Source organism: Acinetobacter seohaensis (genome assembly GCF_056431365.1).
In genome coordinates, this window is sequence record NZ_JBWKMK010000024.1 from 1 (window position 1) to 24,401 (window position 24,401).

Consider the following 24,401-nt stretch of genomic DNA (forward strand, 5'->3'; position numbering starts at 1 on the left):
AATTCCTTCAAGTTGACGTCCAGTGTTTTGCTCGACAGAACTTACCCGGACATACCCTACTTTTTGGCCTTTCACTTTTTCACGCCCCAATTGGATAAAAATGAACAATTTCGTAAATTATAATTCTTTAACACTAAAGTTACATGTTACTTATGATTAAAAATCATTTAAATGATACATAATTTCATGAACTTTCATATTGTAACTTTAGGGTATACTTTAAAGTTACACAAAACATCTATATGAAGACTAAAGTCCAAATTAGTGTTTATGTTGGTTCAATGTATTACATTTCGTATTTTCTATTTGTAACGTAATTTCAGTAATATTATGATTATGTTTTAGAACTTCTAAGGCCTTTTGATAGAGTTGATCTGTATTGCTATTCGGAGCAACCAAATGAGCAGTTAAATGAATATTTCTTGAGGATATAGCCCAGACTTTCAACTGATGAATCCCTTCAACGCCCTCTAGCTTCAATAAATCATTTCTTAACGACTCAATATCAATCTCATCAGGAACTCCTTCAAGCAGAATATGAATACTTTGTTTTAATAAAATCCAAGTTCGAGGTAAGACCCAGAAGCCAATTAACACAGCGATTACGGTATCAACCCACATCCACTGGGTAAAATAAATAACTATTCCTCCGATAATCACGCCTATCGATCCTAGAGCATCACTAAGAACTTCTAAATATGCACCTTTTATATTTAGACTTCCTTCAGCACTAGCAGAAAGGATTTTCATTGAAATCAAATTTATGACCAAACCAATGACCGCGACAATCATCATTCCAACACTTTGAATTTCAGCAGGATTCGTAAAACGTTGATAAGCTTCATATACAATATATATTGCTACCACAAAAAGCATCACCGCATTAAACAGAGCCGCTAAAATTTCAAATCGCTGATAGCCAAAAGTTCTTTTATCATCTGCGGCTTTTTTACCAATTTTGATAGCGGCAAGAGCAATAGCTAAAGCGGCTACATCAGTAAACATATGAGCTGCATCAGATAACAAAGCCAAACTTTGGGTAATAAAAGCAGCGACAACTTCTACTATTAAAAAAGTAGTCGTTAAACCTAAGGCAACCATTAACTTCTTACTATTTTCTTCAGTAACAACCGCATGGCTATGATCATGATGTTCTGACATAAAATATTTTCCTTATTCTATTTATGATGAGCAGAGATATTGGATAACAGCCAATATCTCTGCTGTAAATCGACTAATCTATTGGATTAAGAAACTTTCTTTTCATTTATCCAACGATAAAGCACGGGTAACAGCACCAAAGTTAGTAATGTTGAAGAGATAATCCCGCCAATCACTACGGTTGCCAGTGGCCGTTGAACCTCAGCCCCTGTTCCGGTTGCCAGCGCCATTGGTACAAAACCCAGTGAAGCCACACAAGCTGTCATCAACACTGGTCTTAAGCGCAAAATAGCCCCTTGCCACACGGCTTTATGCACTGGATATTTGTCCCTTAATTCCTTAATAAAGGTCAGCATTACCAGTCCATTGAGGACTGCAACACCAGATAAGGCAATAAAGCCAATTCCAGCTGACATCGATAATGGAATATCCCTTAGCCAAAGGAACAGCACACCACCGGTCAAGGCAAAGGGTACCCCGGTAAAGACCAATAGACTTTCTTTGACATTGTGAAAGACCGCCATCAGTAAAATAAAGATAGTGATTAAAGCCAGTGGAATCACGATTTGCATCCGTGCTTTGGCTGAAGCCAAATTTTCAAACTGACCGCCATATTCTATCCAATAACCACTTGGCAAAGTGTATGCTTTGAGCTGTGTCTGTACATCAGAAACAAAAGACCCTAAATCACGCCCTTCAACATTCGTTGTAACCACAACTCGGCGTTTACCATTTTCTCGACTGACTTGGTTGATTCCTTCAATGGTCGAGACTTGCGCGACATCCGACAATAAAATACTGCCACCATTTGGAAGCTGAATAGGTAACTGGGAAACAGATGCGACACTACGGTCTTGCTCTCCAAGACGGATAACAAAATCAAAACGACGATCGCCTTCTAAAATCTCTCCCACGCTTTGTCCACCAATACTGGTTGCCACAAGGTCTTGAATTGAACGCACACTCAAACCATATTGTGCAGCCAAAGTTTTATTTACCTCGACATTCAGTAATGGCAAACCTGAGGTCTGCTCAACTTTCACGGCACTGCTACCCGATATTTGCTGAATGATTTTGGAGATTTTAGTCGCCTCAGTATTGAGGACATTCATATCATCACCGAAGATTTTCACACCAACATCACTACGCACACCTGAGATCAATTCATTAAATCGGAGTTCAATCGGTTGTGAAAATTCACTATTATTGCCTGGAATCGTGGCTAAATACGTCACCATACGGCCACGTAATTCATCTAAACTTTCTTTAGGATTTGGCCATTCTGAACGAGGCTTTAACATGATATAGCCATCTGAAATATTGGGTGGCATGACATCTGTTGCAACCTCGGCTGTACCCGTTCTGGCAAATACTGCCTTAATTTCAGGGAAACTCTTTAAAAGAAGTTTTTCAGTATTCTCCTGAATACGTAAAGACTCTTCTAAGCCTGTACTTGGTGAACGTAACTGTTGTACCGCAAAGTCTCCTTCACTGAGCTGTGGTGCAAATTCACTGCCGAGTTTGGTACTGATAAATCCCGTAATCACTAATACACACAGTGCAAAAGTCAGCACAACTGCTTTGTATTGATACGAAATATCAAGAGTTTGCTGATATTTAGCTTTTAGCCATAACATCCAACGACTTTCTTTTTCTTGAATATCGCCTTTGACCCACAATGCCACAGCAGCAGGCACAAAGGTGATCGATAAAATAATGGCTGCAACAAGGGCGAGTACCACTGTCAATGCCATCGGATGGAACATTTTTGCTTCCACACCACTTAAAGCAAAAATCGGCAAATACACCACCAAAATAATAAGCTGACCAAAAATAAGAGGACGACGTGCTTGGCGGGCAGCCAGAAAAACTTCCTTAAAGCGTTCACTTTGTGTGAGAGGTCGTTTTAACAGTTGCTGTGTATGGGCTAAACGCCGGATACAGTTTTCGACAATCACCACAGCACCATCGACAATGATGCCGAAATCGAGTGCACCTAAACTCATCAGATTGGCACTGATATTTTTCTGTGCCATCCCGGTTAAGGTAAACAGCATAGAGAGTGGAATGACACAGGCAGTAATCAAGGCAGCACGGATATTCCCTAAAAACAGGAACAGAATGATGATGACCAGGATTGCTCCCTCTACCAAGTTTTTCTGAACGGTTTTAATCGCCTTCTCAACCAAGGTAGTACGGTCGTACACCGTTTCAATCACTACCCCTTTAGGCAAACTATTCTGAATATCTTGAAGCTTGGCATCCACAGCTTTAGAAACAGTCCGGCTATTTCCACCCATCGCCATCATGGCAACCCCTAAAACGGTTTCTTTGCCGTTATAGGTTGCCCCACCGGTTCTTAAATCATGCCCAATAGAGACTTGCGCAATATCACCAACCCGAATTGGGCTGCCATTTGGGCTACCCAGCATGGTGTTCTCAATATCAGAAAGCCCATTGAATGCACCCGGTACACGTACCGTCAGTTGCTGACCATTGTCTTCAATATAACCTGCACCTCGGTTCTCATTATTTTGCGCTAAAGCCTGTTGCAGTTGTTCTAATGAGATATTCAGTTGCTGCATCCGGTTTAAATCGGGAGAGACCACATAGGTTTTTTCAAAACCACCAATACTGTTGACCTCTGCAACTCCCTTAACACGTTGCAGTTGAGGACGCACAATCCAGTCCTGAATCTCACGCAAATCCATCGGCGTGTATGCAGTTCCATCCGGCTTTTTCGCATTCGGATCTGCCTTCAGTACCCATTGATAAATCTCACCGAGACCCGTAGAAACGGGGGACATCGTCGGTGCGATTTGTGCAGGCAACTCAGATTGCGCCTCCTGTATCCGTTGGTTAATCTGCTGACGGGCCCAATAAATATCAGTCCCATCTTTAAAGACAATGGTGACTTGAGAGAGTCCATAACGGGATATGGAACGGGTAAGCTCCAGATCCGGAATGCCAGCCATGGCATTTTCAATGGGATAGGTAATCCGCTGTTCGACTTCAAGCGCAGTAAAACCCTTGGCTTGAGTATTAATCTGGACTTGGGTATTGGTAATATCGGGTACAGCATCAATCGGGAGTTTCTGATAGCTATACACCCCGACCGCAATCCAGGTACAGACAAAGAGCAACACCCAAATCGCATTTTGTATGGAAAACTGAATGATTCGTTCGAATAAACCTTCTGGTTTTGGCAGATCAGAATTAATGTTCATGGCCTGCCTCGTCTTTTTCTAATTCAGATTTCAACAAGAAACTGCCTTGAGCGATATACTTCTGCCCTTCAGTCAGCCCAGAAATCACTTCAAGCCATTGTCCATCACTTGAAGCCTGCCCCAATTGCACTTTCTGTGCTTTTAAGTGGACTTGACCTTTTTGTTCTGAATCTACGATGAAAATACTGTCTTCACCTTCAATACTTTGCAGCGCAGACTTTTGAATCCGAAGGGCTGATTTTGCTGTAGCTTCCGGAATCAACACTCTCACTAGCACATTAGAACGCAACTCAGTAGCTTGCGCATCGAGTTTTGCGCGCACCACCAGACGCCCTGTTTGTACATCTGCCTGAGAGGTTAAGCTTTGTACAGTAGCTTTATAGATTTGATCTGAATCATTCACTTTAAAGTCAATTTTTTGCCCGGCTTGCAGTTGACCTGAGAATTGATTCGGCAAATTAAACTCAAGCCATAAATCTTTCAGCTGTTCAATGACAAAGAGCTGATTAGCCAGTTGCACATTTTCACCGACCACAATATCTTTTTGACTGATCACCCCAGAGATCGGTGCTTTAATCAGAAAACGCCCATTGTTATTGCCACTTGCACCTAATGCATTTAAACGTGCTTGTGAGGACTGGACAGTAATCTGCGCTTGACGGTAGGCATTTTCGGCACGCTGGTAATCCTGTTTGGCAGAAATCCCCTGTGACCAGAGTTGCTGTTCGCGCTGGTAATCTTTACGGGCCAAATCCAGATTCACCTGTGCCATACGCAGATTTGCCTGTTGGTCGATCAGTTCAGGCACGATTAGTACAGCCAGCGTTTGTCCTTTTTGCACGCTCTGTCCTAAAGCCACATTGACCTGCTCGACATGACCACTAAAATTAGGCGATATATGCGCTTGTTGATCGGTATTCACCACCAATTTACCTGGCAGGGTTGTCAGCTTTTCAACCAATCCTGTGGATGCAACAGCAACTTTTAAACCTTGTTCAACCATTTGTTGGCTGGTCAGTTGTATTTCGCCTTCTTCAGCATGTCCTTCTTCAGAACTATCTTCATCAGAATGTTCGGCATTTCCCTCATCATGACCATGCCCCTCAGATTCAGTTTTTTTTGAACTTAACCAAATAACCAGACTGACCAAGACCGTAATCAGAATCAAAATTGCAATCATGAGAGACTGGGATATTTTTCCGTTTTGCTTGGCGTTCATTTTATCGTGCTCCCCCATTGATTAAATTTTGCGATGCTTCGACTGCCTTTTTATTCAGTTGTGTATAGGCATCCGAACGGCTAATTTCTTCATAACTTGTGCCAATACTGAGTGCCTCAGCTGCGAGGGCAGTTTGCCAAGCTTGACGTAGAATTTGTAATTGACCCAATCGAAGATTCTGCAGTTGGGTGGTTGCTTGCTGAACGTCGGTAATGGACAGTTTCCCTGCCTGAAACCCTTGTAAAGTACGGCTCTGAACTTTGGTCGCCAAAGTAACTTGTGCTGTTGTGGCATCGAACTGGCTACGTAAACCTTTGAGCTGATGCATGCTGTTGGCAATATTGAGTATTTGTTGCTTCAGCTCACGCTGCTGCTGTTGGTTCAGCAATATTTGCTGTTGCTGGACCATCGGGATCGCATATTGCTGGCGGTTGAAAATATTCAGTGGAATAGCCACGCCGATTGCCAAAGTCGTATCGTTGCTTTCATTAGGGGTTTTGCTACGTTTCATGCCTACATTTAAAGTCGGATTGGGACGTGCCTGAATTCTTAAATTTTCAATTTGATGATCCGATTGCTGAATGTTCAAGGCATAGAATTTTTCTAGCCACCCTTCAGCAATATACCGTTGCACAGTTTGGAGACTTTGCTCTGGCCAAGGGATAGCGGTTTTATTCAATTGAAGATGTGAAGATGTTTCTCCCCCCCACAAATTAGACAGCTGACGACCGGCAGCTTGTTTATTCAGCATCGCTTGCTGATAAAGTCGTTGGATTTCTAGCGCTTCAATTTGGGTACGCTCAAAATCAACCAGGGCAATACTGCCTGCCTGATAGCGTTTCTGGGCACTGTCCAGATTGGCTTTACTTGTTTTTAACTGTACTGAATAAGCAGACTGCTCAACCTCAGCAAGTGCAAATTGCGACCATGCAAATTTAACAATCAGTTGGCTTTGTGCCTTCCATAATTGCTGTTGCAATTGGATTTGTTGATTCGAGGTATTGGCAATCACCCGGTTCAGCTTACGCTGACCAAATAGATCTAGAGGTTGACTAACGCCAACATTGAATTCCTGTTCTTGACCTGAGCCAAAGCCAGACTGTTCTAAACTTATACTTGGATTCTGCCATAACCGACTTTGCTGAATATTCAATTCAGATATTTGCTGAACTTGTTGCCACAGCTTGTCTTGAGTCTGGTAACTTTGTACTTTTGCTAAAGCGGATTCAAAGCTGGTAACGTTTTCAGCATAGCTATATTGCATAGCCGCTGCACATATACAAGCAACCAAGCTATGACGCAAGAGTATAATTGATTGTGAAGACATGATTTTTCCCACTTATTTAAATAATAAAAGTGGTGGGAATGTTTTAGGCTACCCCACCATGAGCGGGGAAAATTCGGGAGGTGGGCTTTGTTGAAACAGGTCAGGAGCCTGATAGCTGTTTTTCCAATGAAATTGTGGATTCACTTTAACTTCAGAGCTTGGATGAAACACATCTACTTTTTCATTTTGTACAATCAAATGCGTCATCGATGGTAGATGATCTTGATGATCTTCACCGATTTCTAAATCGCTACTGAATGTTTTTATGTTTTCTGACTGTCCATTATGATCGTGTTGACGACTATCGCTGGCACACAAGGTATTTTGGTGATGACCAAAATGATAACTCTGCTGTGATTGAGGCTGTTGTTCATGGACACAAAAGGCCGCCGCCACATTCCAAAAGCTTTGGAACATGAACAATCCAACCAAGACTGTAATCCATGTAGTAGAACGCATCATCATAACAATCGAAAAATTTGTACCAAGTATAAGGCTTAGAGCCACTCCAAGGTCAAGCTTAATAAATTAAATTAAACATTCAATGAACACTGAATAGCCGGCACTTTTGCAAATTTACCTTGTCTCTATAAGCTCACATCAATTTCAGGTAAGAATAACAATAGATAGTGAACCGTACCGGGTTTGTCGGAGACTTTTTATTTAAGTTAGGCCACCTGACCTAACGGGTTAATCTTATCATTGTACATTGCTTCAAACTCAAAAGGCGATACATTGTCAACGGCATTCTAAAATTGACCCCTTTTACCTTACAAATGGCAAAGTAAAATTGCCCCCTGAAATCAGAGAAAGAGCGGTTCAATTACTAATTGAATCTGAAAAAGATTATCCTTCTACTTGGGCAGCAATCACAGCTATTGATCCTAAAATCGGTTGTACTCCTGAAACATTGCGTGTTTGGTATCAAAAATATTTAGATCAACAAAATCCTGTCAAAGTACAACAGATATCTGATCAAGAAAAAATGAAGGGTAATCCCCCCTAAAATACTAGCTCTTTAAAAGAGGCAGTATTATGCTTTTACAACATGGTGTTTAACTTGAGAAACTGAATTTAAAACAATCTACTGTAACTCTTCCAGACAGATATGAAATTAATCCACCCCTAGCCCCTTAAACACAGCATCTACCGGATCTGCATAAAAGCTGGTCTGGAACTTGGTAAACAGTTCCACAGGAATCGTTGGGATATCTGCCGCACTACTCATTGGCAAAGCAACCTTCTTGGCACCCGCATCAAAAGCAACTTGCAGACATTCGGCAATACTTTCCACCGGAGTCACTGAACCACCCAAGCTCATATCACCCAGTACCACCATCTGACTTTGAACCGATCGTCCTAAGAGGCCAGAAGCGAAAGCCACTAAACTTGGCAGAGCAAGATGGCTGAGCGGCCCGGTATTCTGTAATTCCACCACATGTAAATGGAAATCATGTTCCAGCACCTTACTCCCCCCCGATATTCTGGATGCATTGGCCTTGAAGTAGTCAAATGCGATTTTGACCTGCTCCTTGGCACTGCTTGAATTCCATAAGCCAGATGTCGCCAATTTTCCAGAACCTTTGGTCACTTGAAGTTCTAAGCGGTATAAGCCTGGCATGCCCTTATTACTCAGCCCGATGGTATACAGGAAGCCTGGTTTAGCAGGACCTTCGGGAATAAGTCCACCTCCACCCTGCTCTTTTACCGAAACAAAATGCTCTTCTAGGGTGTCATTGTCGATATAGCTAAAATGCACATCATAGAATTCCATCCCCCCAATTTTTTTCAGCTGTTCTTTGACCCGACGGCGCACCTGCAGCGCATATTCCAGGCATTGCCGTACATCTTCTTTGTTAAATTGACCATGTGGGTAGAGCAGCTTCATCAATCCAGAAACCGTCTTGCGAACGGCAATCACATCACGCTGATTCAGGTTATTCCCTAGCTTAAAGTACTTCTCAATGGCATCCGCAAAACTACGCTTACGCATTTCCCGGAAGAACTCAGCCAGATAATCAACGATCAAGCCATAACGGTTGGTAAAGAATTCCGGGCGCATTTTCGGAATTTCCCAACCCGGGATATAGGCATGAAAGCGATCAAAGAATGCTGAATCGATCATTGCTTCAGGAAAAGGAGCCAATAAGTGGCTAGTCTTCACCAAGGATTCAACACTTTGGTTAATATTACCCACAAAAACCATCGAAGCTGAGGCTTCCATCTGTTCACGACCACGGGCAAAAGATCCTGAGGCCATATAGTCTTTCATGATCTGTACGCCATCTTTGTCCTTAAAGGAAATACCGGCAACTTCATCAAAGGCCACCACATCCCACAACCCCACCAGACCAATACGGCGGCTACTCATGTTATAGAACAGGTTGGCGACAGTCGTTTGTCCACCGGAGACTAAAATACTATTCGGTGAACACTCTTTGTAAATATGGCTTTTCCCGGTACCGCGTGGTCCAAGTTCACAGACGTTATAGTTATTTTCAACGAACGGAACCATACGCGCTAATAGGTGCCATTGCACGTCCTCTTTTAACGAAGCCGGTTCCATGCCGATCGAACGGATTAAACTCTCGCGCCACTGATCAGTGCTTAATGCTGCTCTGCCACTGAAAAGTTCATCCATATTCATATTCGGCATTTGAATCGGCTTGAGTAAACTCACCCCAAATGGAGAACTAGTCTGTCCTTCTTCAAAATAATAACTGAGCGTAGCAATGACCCAGATACCACCAACAAGTAATTTTTCATACTCTTTAACGATGCCTGCCGAGATTTCGGCATCTTTGATACCCAGATTACTAAAGGAGGCTTCGTATTTGTCCTTACGCTCATTCAGCTTTACGGTCACCCGATCAATGACCTTATAACTGCCCCGTTCACGGACCAGGGATTTCACCTTCTCGGCTTCATCAGGTCGTACATAGTTCTCTGCCAGAACCGTCTTTACGTTACGTAGTCCCTGTTCAATGATCTCTGGGTCATCCGAGGCACAGTACATCCCCAGCAGGTATTCGAGTACATAGACAGGGACATTGGCCCCTTCTTTAATCAGTTTGGTCAGATCCTTGCGTACTACCCGCCCAGCAAAGTGTTCATTCAGCAGCTGATCGAGTTCTTTATCGTTAGCAGATTCCATGTAGGCTACGCTCTATCGTTAATTCGTTATTAGAAGAAGTCATCGGTAAATGCCAAATCAATGGTGACCTTATAGCGTTGCATCTCGATATTCAGGTCTTTGTCCTTCAGTACCAGGAAGTAATCTTTCTTACGGTCAAAATCAGTGCCAGACAATGACAGCCTGACCTGCTTGACCCGATCGGCAACAGAGTCGGTACTGCTATCAAAAGTCAAAGTTTCTTCACTAGAAACTTTAAGATCCCCATCATAAATGGCAATGGATAAAGTCACTGGCATGACCAGCTCACTGACAGCTTCAGTTTGCATCAAATCAAACTTCTGGATGTTATTGACCATTTTCAGCGTGGATTTGGTAGAAATGACCTCAACTTTACGCTTGGTCCGCTGTCCAGCCTTTTCACCACGTAGCTGTTTTACCGTTAGTACAGGCACCACGATTTCCTGAGGCATGATGCCACCATGCACGAAACGTGAGCCTCCTACAAAATGGAAACGGTTCGCCCCTTTTGGAATCCAGAAATCAGTCGCAGATCGTGTGCCTGCCGTAGCTTGGGTTGAGCCTTTCCATGCTTCCTTGCTCTCTGGTAAACCATGCCCAATCACATAGCGTTTTTTGCTTTTCAATGTATTGGCAGGTTTTTCAGTCAAGCTTGAACGATCCGCAGATTCCAGTTTACTTTGCTGGAACAAGAAGCCATGGTCGGCTGTGATCAACAGGGTAGAAATATTGAAATGCATCAAGATTTTGCGGCTAAGTTCAGTCAGCTCTTCAATGGCATGTTCCACCGCCATAAAGGTTTCTGATTCTGTCGAGGCACTGTCGCCCCGAGCATCAATCACGTTGTGATAAACGTAAATCAAATCATGGTCTTTAAGTGCTTCACGGCCTTCATCACGCGACCAACCTTTTACCGTTTCAGCGGTAACCGCCAATCCATTATAGGCAGCCAGAATTTTGGATCGTGCTGCAGTCCCTTTGCTGGACTGCCCATCTACTAAAACATCATCACCTGCGGCCTCTTTGTACTCCAAAGTCTGATGCGGCAACAACGAGGCCATGCCAAGTGTGGTGTAACTTGGGACAACACCCAGCTGTGAAGACAAGGTCGCTTCAGAATAACGCTTTTCATTGATACGATCACGCAACTCTACCGCAGCTTCATAACGGAAAGCATCACTGATAATTACCACAATACGGCGTTTCGTTGCAGAATTGAGTAAGGGTCTGACGTGGGTATCGTAGAAGTTCTGCTGATTTGGGATATCTGCCACTTTCCAGACATTCAAGCGTTGCTCAGCTTCTACACGCTCGCCCCAGTTTCGTGCCAAGTGGTCAATAAACCAGTAGGAATAGCAATTTTCGACTTCTTCATCGAGTTTTTTCAGGATATCGACATGAGCGCGTTGAGAAGCAGCACTGTAGTGGCGATAGGCCATATCAAAGCGATACAACTCCTGCTCGTAGGCTTTATACAAAGCTTCACTGGAGTCGAAATAGAAACCGGCATCAAACTGCTGTCGCAGGCTAAACAGCTCAATGGCTGCCTGCAACGCAGTATAGACAGTACGATATTTACGGCGTGTTGCATCATCCTTATGTTTGGAAGCCCAATAACCATCCAGACGGGTAGAAATAATCGTTCTGAAATGTTCCAGTTCAGCTTTGGTTGCTGCAGGGATCTGGCTGGCCAGATCGACAATGATCTTTTGTTCAATCACTTCAAAAGTCATCACATCGAGCAGCTGCTCCAGATCAAAGGCCCCGACCTTCTCCTGGATCCGCAGTGCATTGGCCACGGTCTGGGAGAGTGAATCGAAGGTTGGGTAGTATTTGGAACTGTCTCTCCAGCGCGACAAAAAGGCTCTGGCTGTTGCACGGGAGCTGACTGATGACATCACCAGTTCTTGAGCCCATAGCGGTACATCGCCCAAGCTTTCACAAAAACCTGTGCTCATCAAACGGATAAAGAACGTACCGAGCTTGAATGGTGCTTCCCCATTCAATTCTTCAACCGATGCTGGATAACCAATTTCCGCCTGTAATGCGGTGACCAAAGCCGGCACCAGTTGGAATTTTTCCAGTTCAGCAAAGGATTCCGGATTGACTTCCAGAACCAGGTTCTGCTGTACCATTTCATCTGCCAGTGCCAGAACGATATGCATGAGTTCGGCACTGTCGGCCTTGACCACAGCTGCAATCATGGCCATATCCAGATCCTGTGCATCTGCATCAGGCTGGATATAGCGTTTCAATGTACTCAGACGGGCTTTGGCTTTGAGGAATTCTTCACGTTTGACCAGATGTTCTCTTAGACTCTGCTGCTGTAAACCCAGCTCATTGAAGATAATTGAGAAACGATCGGCATAAAAGCTACGTGAATACAGCTTGATGTCCAGTAACCAGTCTTTTTCAGTTTCAGGCTCAGGACTTGGAAAATACAGCAAGTATTTGCCCTGCTGATCCTCAAGTTCCAGTTTAAGCTTAATCGCAAGGCTGGATTCTTCTGCCATATTCAGAATCTGGACATCATTTAGCTCTAGGGCTTTGATTTCTTCAGTAAATGACTGTTCTGCATCGTACCAAAAGACAATTCGATGCTGTTCAGTATAAAAGGCTTGTTCCAGGCCTTGTTGAAGTTGACTTAAGTTCATGCAACGACCTCATCAAGGTCTAGTACCGGAGAAAAAGTATTCATCATTTCTCCCCCGTAATCGCTTTGACTTCAGCCAACAAGTCCCCAAACTTGCCATAATTGACTTTCACCCCATCATCCAGATCTAACGTAATACGCTGATCGGCATAATGACGCAGCTTTTCTTCAAAAGTACTGAGTTCAGCCTGTTGCTTATGCAAATCTTGCAATTTTTTCTCGATGCGTTTTATTTCAGCCGCCGAGTCACTGTTTTCTTTGGCAGTTTCTAGAGAGTTAGCATAGGCTGCCATTTTGGAAATCAGTGGCATGACGTATTCAGTACGCATACGTGCCAAGGTACTTTCGTTATAACGATGCAAGTACACCAATGCTTGGAAAGCCCCCTGTTTACCACTGCTAAATAACCAGTAGATCGGGCGCTTTTTATAGGTCTGCATGTGGTCTTTATAGAACTTGCTGGCGAGGTAACGGCGAATGGTATCTTCAGCTGTTTCACTGGCTTTTTTATCTAAGCTTTCTGCCAGCCACTGCATATTGGCATCCAGCGTGTCTTTGCCCCAAACGGCAGTTAAGAACTCTTGGATACGATGCGTCGCATCATCTTCAAACCAGTGCATTTCGGTCAGTGGAATAATACCGTCAGCATCGGCTGGGAATGTTTGATAGCGGCTGGCATCAAAGTCTTGATTGCCTGCATGGGCATAGATCAGACCTGGTTCGTCCAGACTATAACGTCCCATCATGCAACCAAGAGCATAAGAGACTAAACGCTGGCTGTCTTTTTCACGGTCAGCACGGGTGAGGGTAATTTGCTCATCTGGTACATCAGGCGTCAGTTCATCCTGTAAACCGTAAGCGTCAATGAACAGCTTGTTGTTTTCTTCTTCCAAACGTTTCATTTCCGCCACGGCGTCAGAGTTTTGTTGCTGCCAGGCTGTAAAGGCGTGTTCTAAGTTTAGCTGTTGAGTGCGGATGATTGGGTTCTCAGTAAAGTCCCATGATGTTTCATAAGAATCCCAGTCATACTTTGCAATTTGAATGCATGTTTCTACATGGTTATTTTTTTCGGTCACTTCAATATAAGGTAATTGTTGAATATTACCTACCTGAAAGTTTACAGTAGGATTAACGACTTTCATTAATTGTGGAGCTATATATGAACACAAGAATCCAGTAATTACTTTGTAGTGATTATGTTTTGGGAATAAAGAAGACCCTCCGACATCAAATATAAAACCTGTTGGATAATATCTAACACCAAAATATGAGGCACTTATGAATGACCAACTCACTGATTGTCTAAAGTAAAATTCTGTGTTTTGTGGTCTAGATCGTTGTTTACCATTTGCATCTACAAAGTTTTTTATTTCATAACCATCATTTTCCCAATTCACGACAAGTTCTTGATTGCCATACCACTTTCTAAACTCTCCGCCTTTATTGTAAGGAAACCATTTCTTACCTGATAATTGTGCTTGGCCACTACTCTTCATCCCAAAGCCGACTTGAGAGATATTAATTTCTGACCATAAGCGTAAGAAGCGATTGTTATCAGCCGTTGCAAGCCCTTGTCGTGCATCAGCTACCTCTCCTAAGGAAGGACTTTTCTCAAAAATTTCTCCGACTTTATCACTCACCCAATAAGCCACGGGACTACCAGGAATTTTCTTAAAGTCATTTACAGAAGCATAAAAACATTTAGATAATTTAAATGCTTCATCCAATTCTTCATTGGAAGAAACACTGCCTTGCTTTTCAAATAGTCTCTTATACGCTCCTTTGTAATTTAAAATCGGAGCCTTTTGAAATATAAATGCACAGCTACCAAAATCAGACCCAAAAACACCACGACCATTATGGCTCATCGTTTGTAAATTTGTGGTTTCAAACAACCATATTCTTAAATCTTCATAACTAGATAAGAACATCCAGTTAGGAATTGTAATCATGCCAATTAATGCACCTGCTTTAGATAAAGAAGAGTTTCTAACCATAAAGCAGGTATATAAATCACCTTTTGCAACCTTATAATTCTTTTCAATAAATTTTTTTAGCGTAGGCACATAAAACTTATTCCCCATATACGGCGGGTTGGCAATCACGGCATCATATTGTTTAGCAAGTAATTTAGCCTGTTGAACGAAAGGCAATAACTCTTGCGCTGACTGTTGCGCAAAAATATCCCCTGACTCTAAAGCTGTATTCAGCTTGGTTTCTAAGTCAGGTAGTTTTTTAGCAAATGCTTGAGGAATTTGAATCAAAGAACCAAAGGTCGAAGCATGTTCAAATAAGTCCAGCAGTTCTTTTAAATCTGCCTGTGCAATACCAGTACTTGCCAAGTCCTGACTGAATGCATCTAAACGTTCAGGCTGACTATTTTGTAGCGCAATAATATTCAGCTTCGGTGGATTGCTAAATAAACGGCGGTCATCCTCACGTGCTTTCATCAACAGCGCAAAACTGGCGAGCTGTGCTGCACGGGTATCAATATCAATACCGTACAGGTTATTTTCCAGAATCAAACGCGGAATATCCCGACTGCGGTAACCACGTTCTAAGTAAATCGCTTTCAGGCAATCATAGGCTTCCACCAGAATATGCCCCGAACCACAGGCAGGATCGAGCACCGTAATACTTTCAGGGTTTAAAGTATCGCCATCTTCACTGATCCGCACATCTATCAGCTGTTTTAACTGGGCATTGACTTCATCGGTCTGTTCCGCTGGCTGAATATAGTATTCCCACTCACTGGCAAGCGTACTATCAGGCTGTGCCATCATCCATAAACGACCCACACTGTTCTGTACCAGATATTTTACAATCCAGTTCGGGGTGAAGAGCTGTGTTGCGGCAGGAATATCTTCACTTTTGACGACTTTACCAATGACTTGATCTTTCTTTTCAGAAATATAGAACTGATACAGCCAGCCAATAATCTGTACATCCGACCAGTCTTCTTCCGGAATGCTGCTGACCAGATCACGGATCAATGAGTCAGTTTTGGTCAGGTTATCCGGTAATAACAGTTCTGACTCATCAGACACCTGTTCGAACAGGAGTGGCATGACCTGATTCAACGCATGACACTGCGCCAGTAACAGTTCACGATAGAGTTCTTCGTCTTTATTGCCATCCAGCTTCAATTCAGCCACACGGCTGGCATCTAAACCTGGTAGGTCAATATCCAGACATTCTTCCAGAATCTGTGGCAAGCCTGCACTACCATCTGCACTACTCAGTACACGGCGACCATGATCCAGTAAGCCTTTGCATTCCATGTAACGAATCGCACAGAGACGGTTAAACCAGCTGTAAGCAATATAATCAATCGTCTGCTCAAAACTGCTGGTTTGAATGCGTTTGATCAGCTTGTCACGAGGTTTCATGACGGATAGCGGAAAAACCTGATCGCCAATCAGCAGCAAGTCGCCTTTCTGTTCAGCCGGTAAAATGCGGTCTGCGGTGATGCCATACTTGGCGGCCTGCTTGCGCATGGCTGCGATAAAATCGTTACGTGCTTGCGGTGCGTATTTTTTAATATGACTGGTATTCATCTTTAAACCTTTAATCAATGACTGATGCCGATATCCCTAAGCCGAGTTAGCGGATACGCACACGCTTTTTATCACTCACAATTTTTTTCAATTCAGCTTTGAGTGCGTCTACAAACTGATCCACTGATTCTTCTGTTTCCAGATAGACACTGCTGGAGGTTTTGCTGTAAATGCTGGCGACATCGACTTCGACAACAGGTTTCGGTGGCACTACGGCTGTCGCAGGCTGTACCGGACTCGCAGCAGGTGTTGATGTAGCTGGGCTGGAGGTGGTTGCAGTGTTGGTTACACTCTCTACTTTGCTCTGAGCCAGTTGTGCCGCTTTGGCCTGACGCTGGATTTCCGCCTGAACTTCACTTTCCAACTCATACAAGGCTTCATCAAAACGCTCGACGGCGGTTTGGGTTTGCAGCATATAGATGGTGGACAGGCTAGTTTCCACTTCAATATCCGCTTTGAGCAATTGCAGCGGACGTAGTAGCTTGTTACTCAGCTCAGCGGTAGCGATGCCACTGTTTTTAATCTCGGCTTCCAGCTGCTTGATCTTGTCATCAATGTGTTCTATCGCCTGATTGCGCTTCTCAGTCAGCAATTTCTCATTGACGCTTTCCACTGTGCGAACCAAATCAGCCACTTTATTTAACAGGCCATAGGGCGATTCAAGGGTGGCAATACGGTGTAATTCGGAGAGGGTTTTTTTTGCCACCTCATCACTACCCAGTGCCTGTTTGTTCTTCTCAAAATGACGTAAGGCCTGTTGCAGTTGTTGCCAGCTCGGCATCTGGTTACTAAAGAATTCATGAATATCACGGTAGTCTTCTTCCAGATCCAGATAGTCGTCCTTGTTCTCAACCACGGCCTTAAAGAAATCAAAGCTGTCGCTATTCGCCAGCAAACGCTCCAAAGCCAGAATCGATTTTTCAATCACTTTCTTGCCCGGGAACTGTCCGACATCAGTTTTACTCTTATAGGACTTAAAGTTAGCTAACCAAGTCTTAAAATGGTGCAAATAGAATTCAAACAGCTCTTTTTCTGTCGCTGGTCCCATGGCCGAGAATAGGTCTTGGGTGAGTTGGCGTGCCTGTTTCAACACCTGATCATCAGTCTGACGCTTTTTAATGATGGCAACTTCACGGCGACGGCGGCTGTTTTGTAAAGGCTCAAAGGCCTCTTTCAGCTGCAAGCTGCCACCATTTAACTGCAGTGAAATCCGCCCCATTGCCGCCAGCTGACCTACCAGTAGTAAAATCTCGGCATCCGGCCAACCATAAGGACGTTTAGCAAAACGCTCGACCACGTCAGACACCAGAATACGTTCTGTACCGGTTGCACGCAGCGAAATATACTGTTCCACTTCCTGTAGGGCTTTCGGATTGCTCTGTCCGCCATCCAGAGACAATCCGAGCTGTGCCATATCATCTACAGTCAATACGGCGTTCAGTTCACGCCAAGCATCCTGCTGATAGACCTGCAGATAGCTCAGTTTGGTATAGGTGTTTTCCAGCAGATAACGACACGCCTCATCCAGCTTGCTGGAAGGGCTAGAAGATGAAAGCTGCAGATGTTGACCCAAGGCATAACTTTCCGCGTCCAGCAGCATTTCCTCGACCCGGGCACGCAGACGTTTTTTACGTTCCTGGTTCTCACGGCCACGGTCTGTCAGAATACGGGTGATATCGGACTGGGTGCCATCATCATTTAAACGAATGAATTTATTGGTTTTCAGCCAAGTTCTGAGCTCATTAAAGAACTGCTTGTCATCACCGAGTTTAAAGAGCACCTGTCCTTCAGCACTTTTACCAATACAAAAGGCTTCGCTGTAAAGGTTGTATTCAGTATCTAAAGGAGAAATGATTTCAACTTTCAAATCACTCTCATACTTGCCATCTAGGCTATGGCTATCCAGAAAACGACCCACCACATAGTCCATTTTATTGGCCTGATGGCGGTACTTGTTCTGATCCCGGAGTAAATCTTTAAAAATGAGATTGGCTAACTCTTTATTTTCTTCTGAAGCAGCTAAGTCAGTGGCTTTAATTTTTCGGGTGATATCACGTTCTTCATTGGTCAGGAACAGGAACTCATCGCCATTCCTCGTAATCAGGCTCTCTTTTTCCAGACGCTGCAGGCTCTCTTCAATCCGCTTGCGCAATGCCAGCTTATCTTCATCAATTTTCTCAATCGACAAAGTCACCAGGTTATCCAATGTGCCTTTGATGATATCGACATAGCGGATCATGAACAGGGTACGCAGCATCTGCACATCAAAACCATCCAGGGTCTTGTTCTGCCCTGCCTGGTCGATGGTACGTTTAACCGCTGTATCTAGGAAGCCTTCAACTGAAGTATAGAAGCGGTGGAAAGGAACCAGTGCCCCGACTTCATCTGTGGCAATCGCATTCGCGGCCATCTGGAACGCATCCAGCATGGACCGTTCACCATAGGCCAAGTGTGCACCGGTCGCACCGACTTTACGGATTTCTTCAAATACTTTTTGCACCAGCTGGAAATGGTACGGCGCAAAAGGATAGTTATGAATAAAGCTGTCTGGCCCCTCATAGTTCTTGAGGGTTGGACCTGAACGGTCAAAGGTAATCTGATTTTTTAAGATATCGCCCTTTTGCTCAAACACCGATCTGAGCAATGCTTCTGCTTCTGGGGTTTTGCGTAATAAACGTTTCTGGATGACTTCATCGGTATTGGAACTGGACAGCGATAAACGGGTTTTAAAACGTCCAGCAATCTTGGAGAAGTCATTGGCTTTGGAAGAAGACATCTCACCTAGAACCGCGTCGATGTCTGCCTGTGAGGTGACGATAATCCAAGCGCGGCCTTTACAGATCGTACCCAGGTTTTCAGTAATGGTTTGCAATGTCAGCATCAAGCGGGTATCACTGCCAATAAACTGCCCCACCTCATCCACCAGGAACAACATGCGTTGCTGGGGTCCTTTGCTGTCCAGGTATTCTTTCACCCACTGACAGAAGTTTTCGACCGAAACACTAAAGGTCTGCTCAGAATCCTCAAACCATTTATGCGCAGCTTCAGCAGATAAGTTGAGGGCTTGGGAAATCGCGGTTTCAACATCATCCTGATAGAACTGATAGCCGTCACGCTCCTCTAGCCAGGACATGCCGCTGGATTCCTCAAACGCCTGTTTAAAGCGTTCGTAAACACCTTTCTGGCTCAGGTGACGTTCCATATGGGCAATATGTGGATGATCCGCGCTAAACCCCTGATACTCGTTAAACACACGTAAAAACACATTCAGGATCGGATTGCCATCATCATTGGAGCTGGCTTTACTGTCGATGTTAAACAGGATGACATCGGCATGATGGCTAACGGCCTTGCCAATATCGGCACGGATAAATGCATCGCGGATTTTAGTTTCATCAAAGAATTCTGCAGCACTGCGTTCGTTACCTTCCGCATCGCGTACCACTTTATTGGCCAGAATATACGACAAGGTTTTCAGGAAGTGTGATTTACCTGAACCAAAGAAGCCTGAAATCCACACACCGACTCGGTTGGCAATCGAAGGATCGCTTAGGTCTGTACCATAAGACTGGAAAAAGTCCCGAAAATGCTTTTCCAGTTCATTGGTGACCACATACTCATCGAGTTCCTGATATACCGTGGTATTGTCATTCTGATCTGCCTTGACCACCCCGTTTATCGCACGATCTAATGGCTTGTAAAAAAGTTCTTTAATGTTCATCTCAATCCATTCCCCCGAATTCTTATTTCTATTTGCCGTGTTTAAGGCACTAATCTGAATGCTCTGTAGTAATTGTTGCTTGGAATCTTTCCAAATAAACTCATCGCTTGACCGTCGTAATAACCTGGGTAAAACAGCACCACTGGCTTATGCCCCAGTAACGAATGCAAACTGTTCAATAAGTGATGGGCACGTAACAGTGGCCAAACCGACCCTACCCCAGTCATCAACACAATATCTTGTGCATTGGTGGCATATTTACTCACCAGATAGGGCGCGAACTTATCCATATGCAGTGGGCCTTTCAGCGCTTTGAGCAGCGCCTCATCGCCTTTGGCTTTTTGCATTTGAATGGCTTTATCGATGAAGTTACGCTCAGCCAGATAATCCACCACGGCTTGCAGCAGGTTGATATTCACCACCTTCAGCTGACTGTGTTTTTTCTCCAGCATCCCGTCTAGAAAATGCAGATATTCGCGCACCTTCAACTCATCTTCAGGTGCATAATCAAAAATCCAGAAGCCAATTTCATTGCCCAATCCTTGCCCGGTGAGAAACTCGGTTGAAAGTATTCGCTCTGGAATCTGGTTCAGACGCTCATGTATTGTTTGACTCATTGCTGCCCCTCTACAACTAACGCGTCCATACCGACACTTCCATAGATCTTTTAATGCGTTGTTTATAATGTTCTTCCAACAGGCTACGGAGCTCTGCTCTGACGATCACACGTTGCAACTCCAGCTTACGGGTACTTTTTAAGTAACCAGCTTCTGCCAGCATGCGAAATACCACCTGCCCCATTTTTTTCTTGCTGGACTCTTTCCATTCACAGATATCAGGATCGCGTTGCGAACGCTCCTCCAGAAAGTCTGACCAGATATAACTGTCCAGGTATTGAGCCTGAGAGATATAGGCCTCTCTCATCACCGTTTCCATAAACTCAAGCAGCAACAGGTTGCGTTCCAATGCGCCACAAAAAGCCACCTGGGTCGCCAGCTCATCATCCCCATCACGCAAAGCTTTCCAGAAATCAGGCTCTAAGCGCTCAAGACGCTTACGAATGGCAGTGGCGTTACGTTGGGCTGAAGCAGGCGTTCTTTTTTGCAGAATATTGTCAATCTGAATGGCCTGATGCCATTGTTCTGGAGTCGCCTCTCGTAATAACAGATCCGCGATCAGCCGGCTTTCACGTACCATCAGTGAGCCACCAATTAGGTCACTGTCATAATGAAATTGTTCTAACATAGCCAATCTCCTATGAAGCTTGATCAAACAGGTAAGATGACAGCTTTTCGATATCTGAACCTTGTAACACCAAGGGATATTTCAAGGCATCTTCCGCCTCAGCCAGCGTGATCGCGGCCTGATAGCGCTGCAAGGTATAGTGAGCCAGGGCTTTTTTCACCGGAATCTGTAATCTGCCATCAGGCATGCCGAAGTCTTTTTCGACCAGCGCTTTTTGAGCTGCATTCAGTTTTGGATTCGGGATCAGCGTCAGTACAATTTCTTCATGCCATTGCTGATCCTGAGCAGGGTCTACTGACTCAATCGCCATCACAACAGGTGTGCGATCAATTCTGGAGAGTAAAAAGTTCTTAAACTGCTTGCTCTGATGGCAATAGGCACGGACATGCCAGCGAAAACCGGTATACACCAGGGTGTGTGGGGAAATGATGCGTTCATGCCACTGCGGATTCTGCATCGAGGCATAAATCATTTTTAAAGTACTTTGGTTGCGGCAGGCACGCAAAACTTCCCGAATCACTTCAGGACGTACACTGCGATCAGGTAATTGAACTGCTGCAAGATTCGGTTCTGGCATCGCAATCAGGGCATGCGATTCACTGACCAAGCCCGAGAGCATATTGAGATATTCATTGATATGCGCTGTAGTCAGTACAGGCTGGAAGCTGGCTTTAGGCACATAACCCTTGACGGAGGGGTCATGAATCAAGGCATCGGGGTTATACAGCGTATTATAGCGCTTGATATCCGCAGAAGCCTGCTGTCGACTAAGTCCAAACCAGCTCATCAAACGATTGGTAACCAAACGACCTTCCCAGTATGCAAGCAGCTCGATCGCTCGCATTCGTAGCAGGACTTCATGCTTATCTGTCGTCATATACCAATCAGTCAATAAATAGCAGCTTTAAGATTACCCTACAGCAAATATACAGTAAACATTTTTGACGGTATTTAAAGGTAGTATTGCAATCATCAGATAAAAAATATACTAGTATCCTGATGATAGCCGTCAAAGTACGATCTCTAGCAGATCATGGATCCTGGTATAGCGCGTGAATTGAGCTAAGTTTTAGAATGAGAGCAATATGGGTTTTAGATTTCGTAAAAGTATTAAATTATTCCCGGGTTTTAAAATTAATCTGACCCATAAAGGCATCAGCAGTGCCAGCATTGGCAAACCTGGTGCTTCTCTAAATATTGGGAAAAAAGGTACGCGAACCAGTGTCGGCATTCCAGGTACGGGACTATCTTACTCTAAACACCAACCTTACTCTAAAAAGACCCGTGTTCCACAACCGACATCGCTAGAACACACGGAATATAATCCTCAGAATTTAGAACAACCGAAGACAAAGATCTGGCCTTGGATTATTTTTGGAATATTGTGTTTTATGGTGGGTGCCGTCATTTTTTAGCAAGAACAGCACTGTATTTTGATCAAAAAAAAAGCCCACATGGATGAATGGGCAAACTAAGGAATTAATATCCTTCAGAAACTCCAGCGCAATTCTCGCTACTTTCAGTAAGCGACTCTGGCTCAATCATGATAGTCTGACTCAATCGAGTCGAGGTAAATCGATCCATCACAATTGGAGCAGAAATTATGCTTGAATACATTCTTGAATGATGCTGAAAAGTCTTTGATTTTTAATTAATAAATAAGAGTATACATGTCTACCCTCAACTTTACTTATTTTCAGATAGCAACCAATCGAGAGCACTCATTTTTACAATACCATTATAATTCGCTTCAGTCCCTATCGTGTCTAAGGTAAGCAAATACTTGGGATACGAATCAGAAATTTTCTGTAATGGACGTAACTCTCGGCTGAGTGTCTCCTCATTGAGCGTTTCTAATGCCACCTGATAATAAGTTAAATTCTGTAAAGTATCGACAGCAACAAAATCAATTTCATATTCATCAACCCGCCCTACATAGACCGTATAACCTCGTCTGACAAGCTCAAGATAAATCACATTTTCTAAGATATGACCTTGATCAGCATTAGCATCAGGCAACATAATCCGGCGCAATCCGACATCAACTAAATAGTATTTTTCAGAGGATTGTAATAACTCACGCCCGCGTACTTTAAATTGTGCGGCACTATAAAATAACAAACTGTCCTGTAAGCCCTGAATATAGCGTTTTACTGTTTCAAATGAGATTTTAACCCCACTTGAAACAAAGGTATTTTTAATTTTATTGATGGAAATAGGTGAGCCTGTCACGCTTGCCAAATATCTTGCGACACGCTCGAGAGAGTTAATATCGGCAGTATTCAAACGGGGAATAACATCTTTAAACATTACACTGGCATAGACCGCTTGCAAGTAATCATAAGTTTCCTGCTGGCTAGTCATGGCAAGCGTATAAGGGAAACTACTGCGCGTATACATGGCATACAAATCACGATTGGATAATTGTTGGATGATCGGATTATTTTCAATATGCCACTGTTTAAATTCTTGGAATGACAGAGGTAGAACGTGTTGCTCGATATAGCGTCCTGTAAGTAAAGTCGCAAGTTCTCCACTTAGAAAGAATGCATTTGAGCCTGTAATATATAAATCGATATAATCCCGAACATATAAAGAGTCGACTACTTTTTCAAAATTAGTAACATGTTGTATTTCATCTAAAAAAACATAGTTTTTTTTACTTTTATCAACTTTGGACAATACATAATCATGTAGTTTACGGTAATCGGTGAGTTCTTCAAATTCCATAAATTCGAAGTTGATGGCAATGATGTTTTCGGCTTGTACACCCTGTGCTTTTAGGTCTTGTTGAAACATCGCCAATAAGGTGGATTTTCCAGAGCGACGCACACCTGAAAGTACTTTAATGACATCACGGTCTTGCCATGTATTCAGAAATTTTAAGTAGCCATCACGTCGAATATTAGCGCTTCTCATTATTTACACTTAGAATCTAAAGTTTTAATAAATTCTATCAAATTTTAGAATGTATATGTAAATATATTTAGTTTTAAGAAAAGTTTAAAGGTTAAGTGAAACATTCAAAGCTGCTGTAGAAGCATGTAAACAGCAGATCTGATCAAAATCCAAATTCTGTCTTTTTGATTATTTTCCATGTCATGTTATTTCATTGATGCTACGAGTTAACTGCTATA

14 protein-coding genes and 2 pseudogenes are annotated in these 24,401 nt (G+C 43.5%); 2 read left to right on the plus strand and 14 right to left on the minus strand.

Annotation, left to right across the window (positions count from 1 at the left end; genetic code table 11):
* From AC07E5_RS04045 to AC07E5_RS04070, 6 genes and pseudogenes are all read right to left on the minus strand, one after another.
* Positions 1–75 (minus strand): annotated as a pseudogene (locus AC07E5_RS04045) (recombinase family protein); the annotation flags it as partial.
* Between the two features lie 186 nt (positions 76–261).
* On the minus strand, positions 262–1,161 hold the full coding sequence (locus AC07E5_RS04050; protein WP_005028603.1) for a cation diffusion facilitator family transporter: 900 nt from the start codon (positions 1,159–1,161) through the stop codon (positions 262–264).
* A gap of 86 nt (positions 1,162–1,247) precedes the next feature.
* The gene (locus AC07E5_RS04055) at positions 1,248–4,388 is read right to left on the minus strand and encodes an efflux RND transporter permease subunit (protein ID WP_016658776.1); all 3,141 of its coding nucleotides are present in this window, start codon (positions 4,386–4,388) and stop codon (positions 1,248–1,250) included.
* A complete protein-coding gene (locus tag AC07E5_RS04060) occupies positions 4,378–5,607 on the minus strand; it encodes an efflux RND transporter periplasmic adaptor subunit (RefSeq protein WP_016658777.1) in 1,230 nt (409 codons plus the stop codon). The genes AC07E5_RS04055 and AC07E5_RS04060 overlap by 11 nt, the downstream gene beginning before the upstream one ends.
* Before the next feature lies 1 nt (position 5,608).
* On the minus strand, positions 5,609–6,934 hold the full coding sequence (locus AC07E5_RS04065) for a TolC family protein (RefSeq protein ID WP_035269736.1): 1,326 nt from the start codon (positions 6,932–6,934) through the stop codon (positions 5,609–5,611).
* A gap of 48 nt (positions 6,935–6,982) precedes the next feature.
* The gene (locus tag AC07E5_RS04070; RefSeq protein ID WP_225530251.1) at positions 6,983–7,396 is read right to left on the minus strand and encodes a cation efflux protein, CzcI-like; all 414 of its coding nucleotides are present in this window, start codon (positions 7,394–7,396) and stop codon (positions 6,983–6,985) included.
* A 292-nt stretch (positions 7,397–7,688) separates the two neighbouring features.
* Here AC07E5_RS04070 and AC07E5_RS04075 point away from each other — a divergent pair.
* Positions 7,689–7,925, plus strand: a pseudogene (locus AC07E5_RS04075) (hypothetical protein); the annotation flags it as partial.
* Positions 7,926–8,048: 123 nt separating this feature from the next.
* Here AC07E5_RS04075 and brxL read toward each other — a convergent pair.
* The 7 genes from brxL to AC07E5_RS04110 are packed head-to-tail and all read right to left on the minus strand — an operon-like array spanning position 8,049 to position 22,141.
* Positions 8,049–10,088, minus strand: a complete 2,040-nt coding sequence (gene brxL / locus AC07E5_RS04080; protein WP_005021615.1) for a protease Lon-related BREX system protein BrxL — start codon at positions 10,086–10,088, stop codon at positions 8,049–8,051.
* A 29-nt stretch (positions 10,089–10,117) separates the two neighbouring features.
* Positions 10,118–12,742, minus strand: a complete 2,625-nt coding sequence (pglZ, locus tag AC07E5_RS04085) for a BREX-1 system phosphatase PglZ type A (RefSeq protein WP_498624665.1) — start codon at positions 12,740–12,742, stop codon at positions 10,118–10,120.
* A 43-nt stretch (positions 12,743–12,785) separates the two neighbouring features.
* Positions 12,786–16,298, minus strand: coding sequence for a BREX-1 system adenine-specific DNA-methyltransferase PglX (gene pglX, locus AC07E5_RS04090; protein ID WP_498624666.1), 3,513 nt, complete (start codon positions 16,296–16,298; stop codon positions 12,786–12,788).
* Between the two features lie 46 nt (positions 16,299–16,344).
* Positions 16,345–20,019: a BREX system P-loop protein BrxC gene (brxC, locus tag AC07E5_RS04095; protein ID WP_498624668.1), complete on the minus strand. Its 3,675-nt coding sequence runs from the start codon at positions 20,017–20,019 to the stop codon at positions 16,345–16,347.
* Positions 20,020–20,060: 41 nt separating this feature from the next.
* Entirely contained in the window at positions 20,061–20,636 is a 576-nt protein-coding gene (locus AC07E5_RS04100; RefSeq protein WP_002010699.1) for a DUF1788 domain-containing protein, read from the minus strand.
* Between the two features lie 16 nt (positions 20,637–20,652).
* Complete coding sequence (locus AC07E5_RS04105; protein ID WP_498624670.1) at positions 20,653–21,264, minus strand: DUF1819 family protein; 612 nt, start codon at positions 21,262–21,264, stop codon at positions 20,653–20,655.
* A 10-nt stretch (positions 21,265–21,274) separates the two neighbouring features.
* Positions 21,275–22,141, minus strand: a complete 867-nt coding sequence (locus AC07E5_RS04110) for a helix-turn-helix transcriptional regulator (protein ID WP_498624672.1) — start codon at positions 22,139–22,141, stop codon at positions 21,275–21,277.
* Between the two features lie 208 nt (positions 22,142–22,349).
* On the opposite strand from AC07E5_RS04110, the gene AC07E5_RS04115 reads away from it, so the two are divergent.
* Entirely contained in the window at positions 22,350–22,679 is a 330-nt protein-coding gene (locus AC07E5_RS04115) for a DUF4236 domain-containing protein (protein WP_000506885.1), read from the plus strand.
* Positions 22,680–22,950: 271 nt separating this feature from the next.
* Here the strand turns inward: AC07E5_RS04115 and AC07E5_RS04120 are convergent, their stop codons facing one another.
* Entirely contained in the window at positions 22,951–24,183 is a 1,233-nt protein-coding gene (locus AC07E5_RS04120) for an ATP-binding protein (RefSeq protein WP_001255534.1), read from the minus strand.
* Positions 24,184–24,401 lie beyond the last annotated feature (218 nt).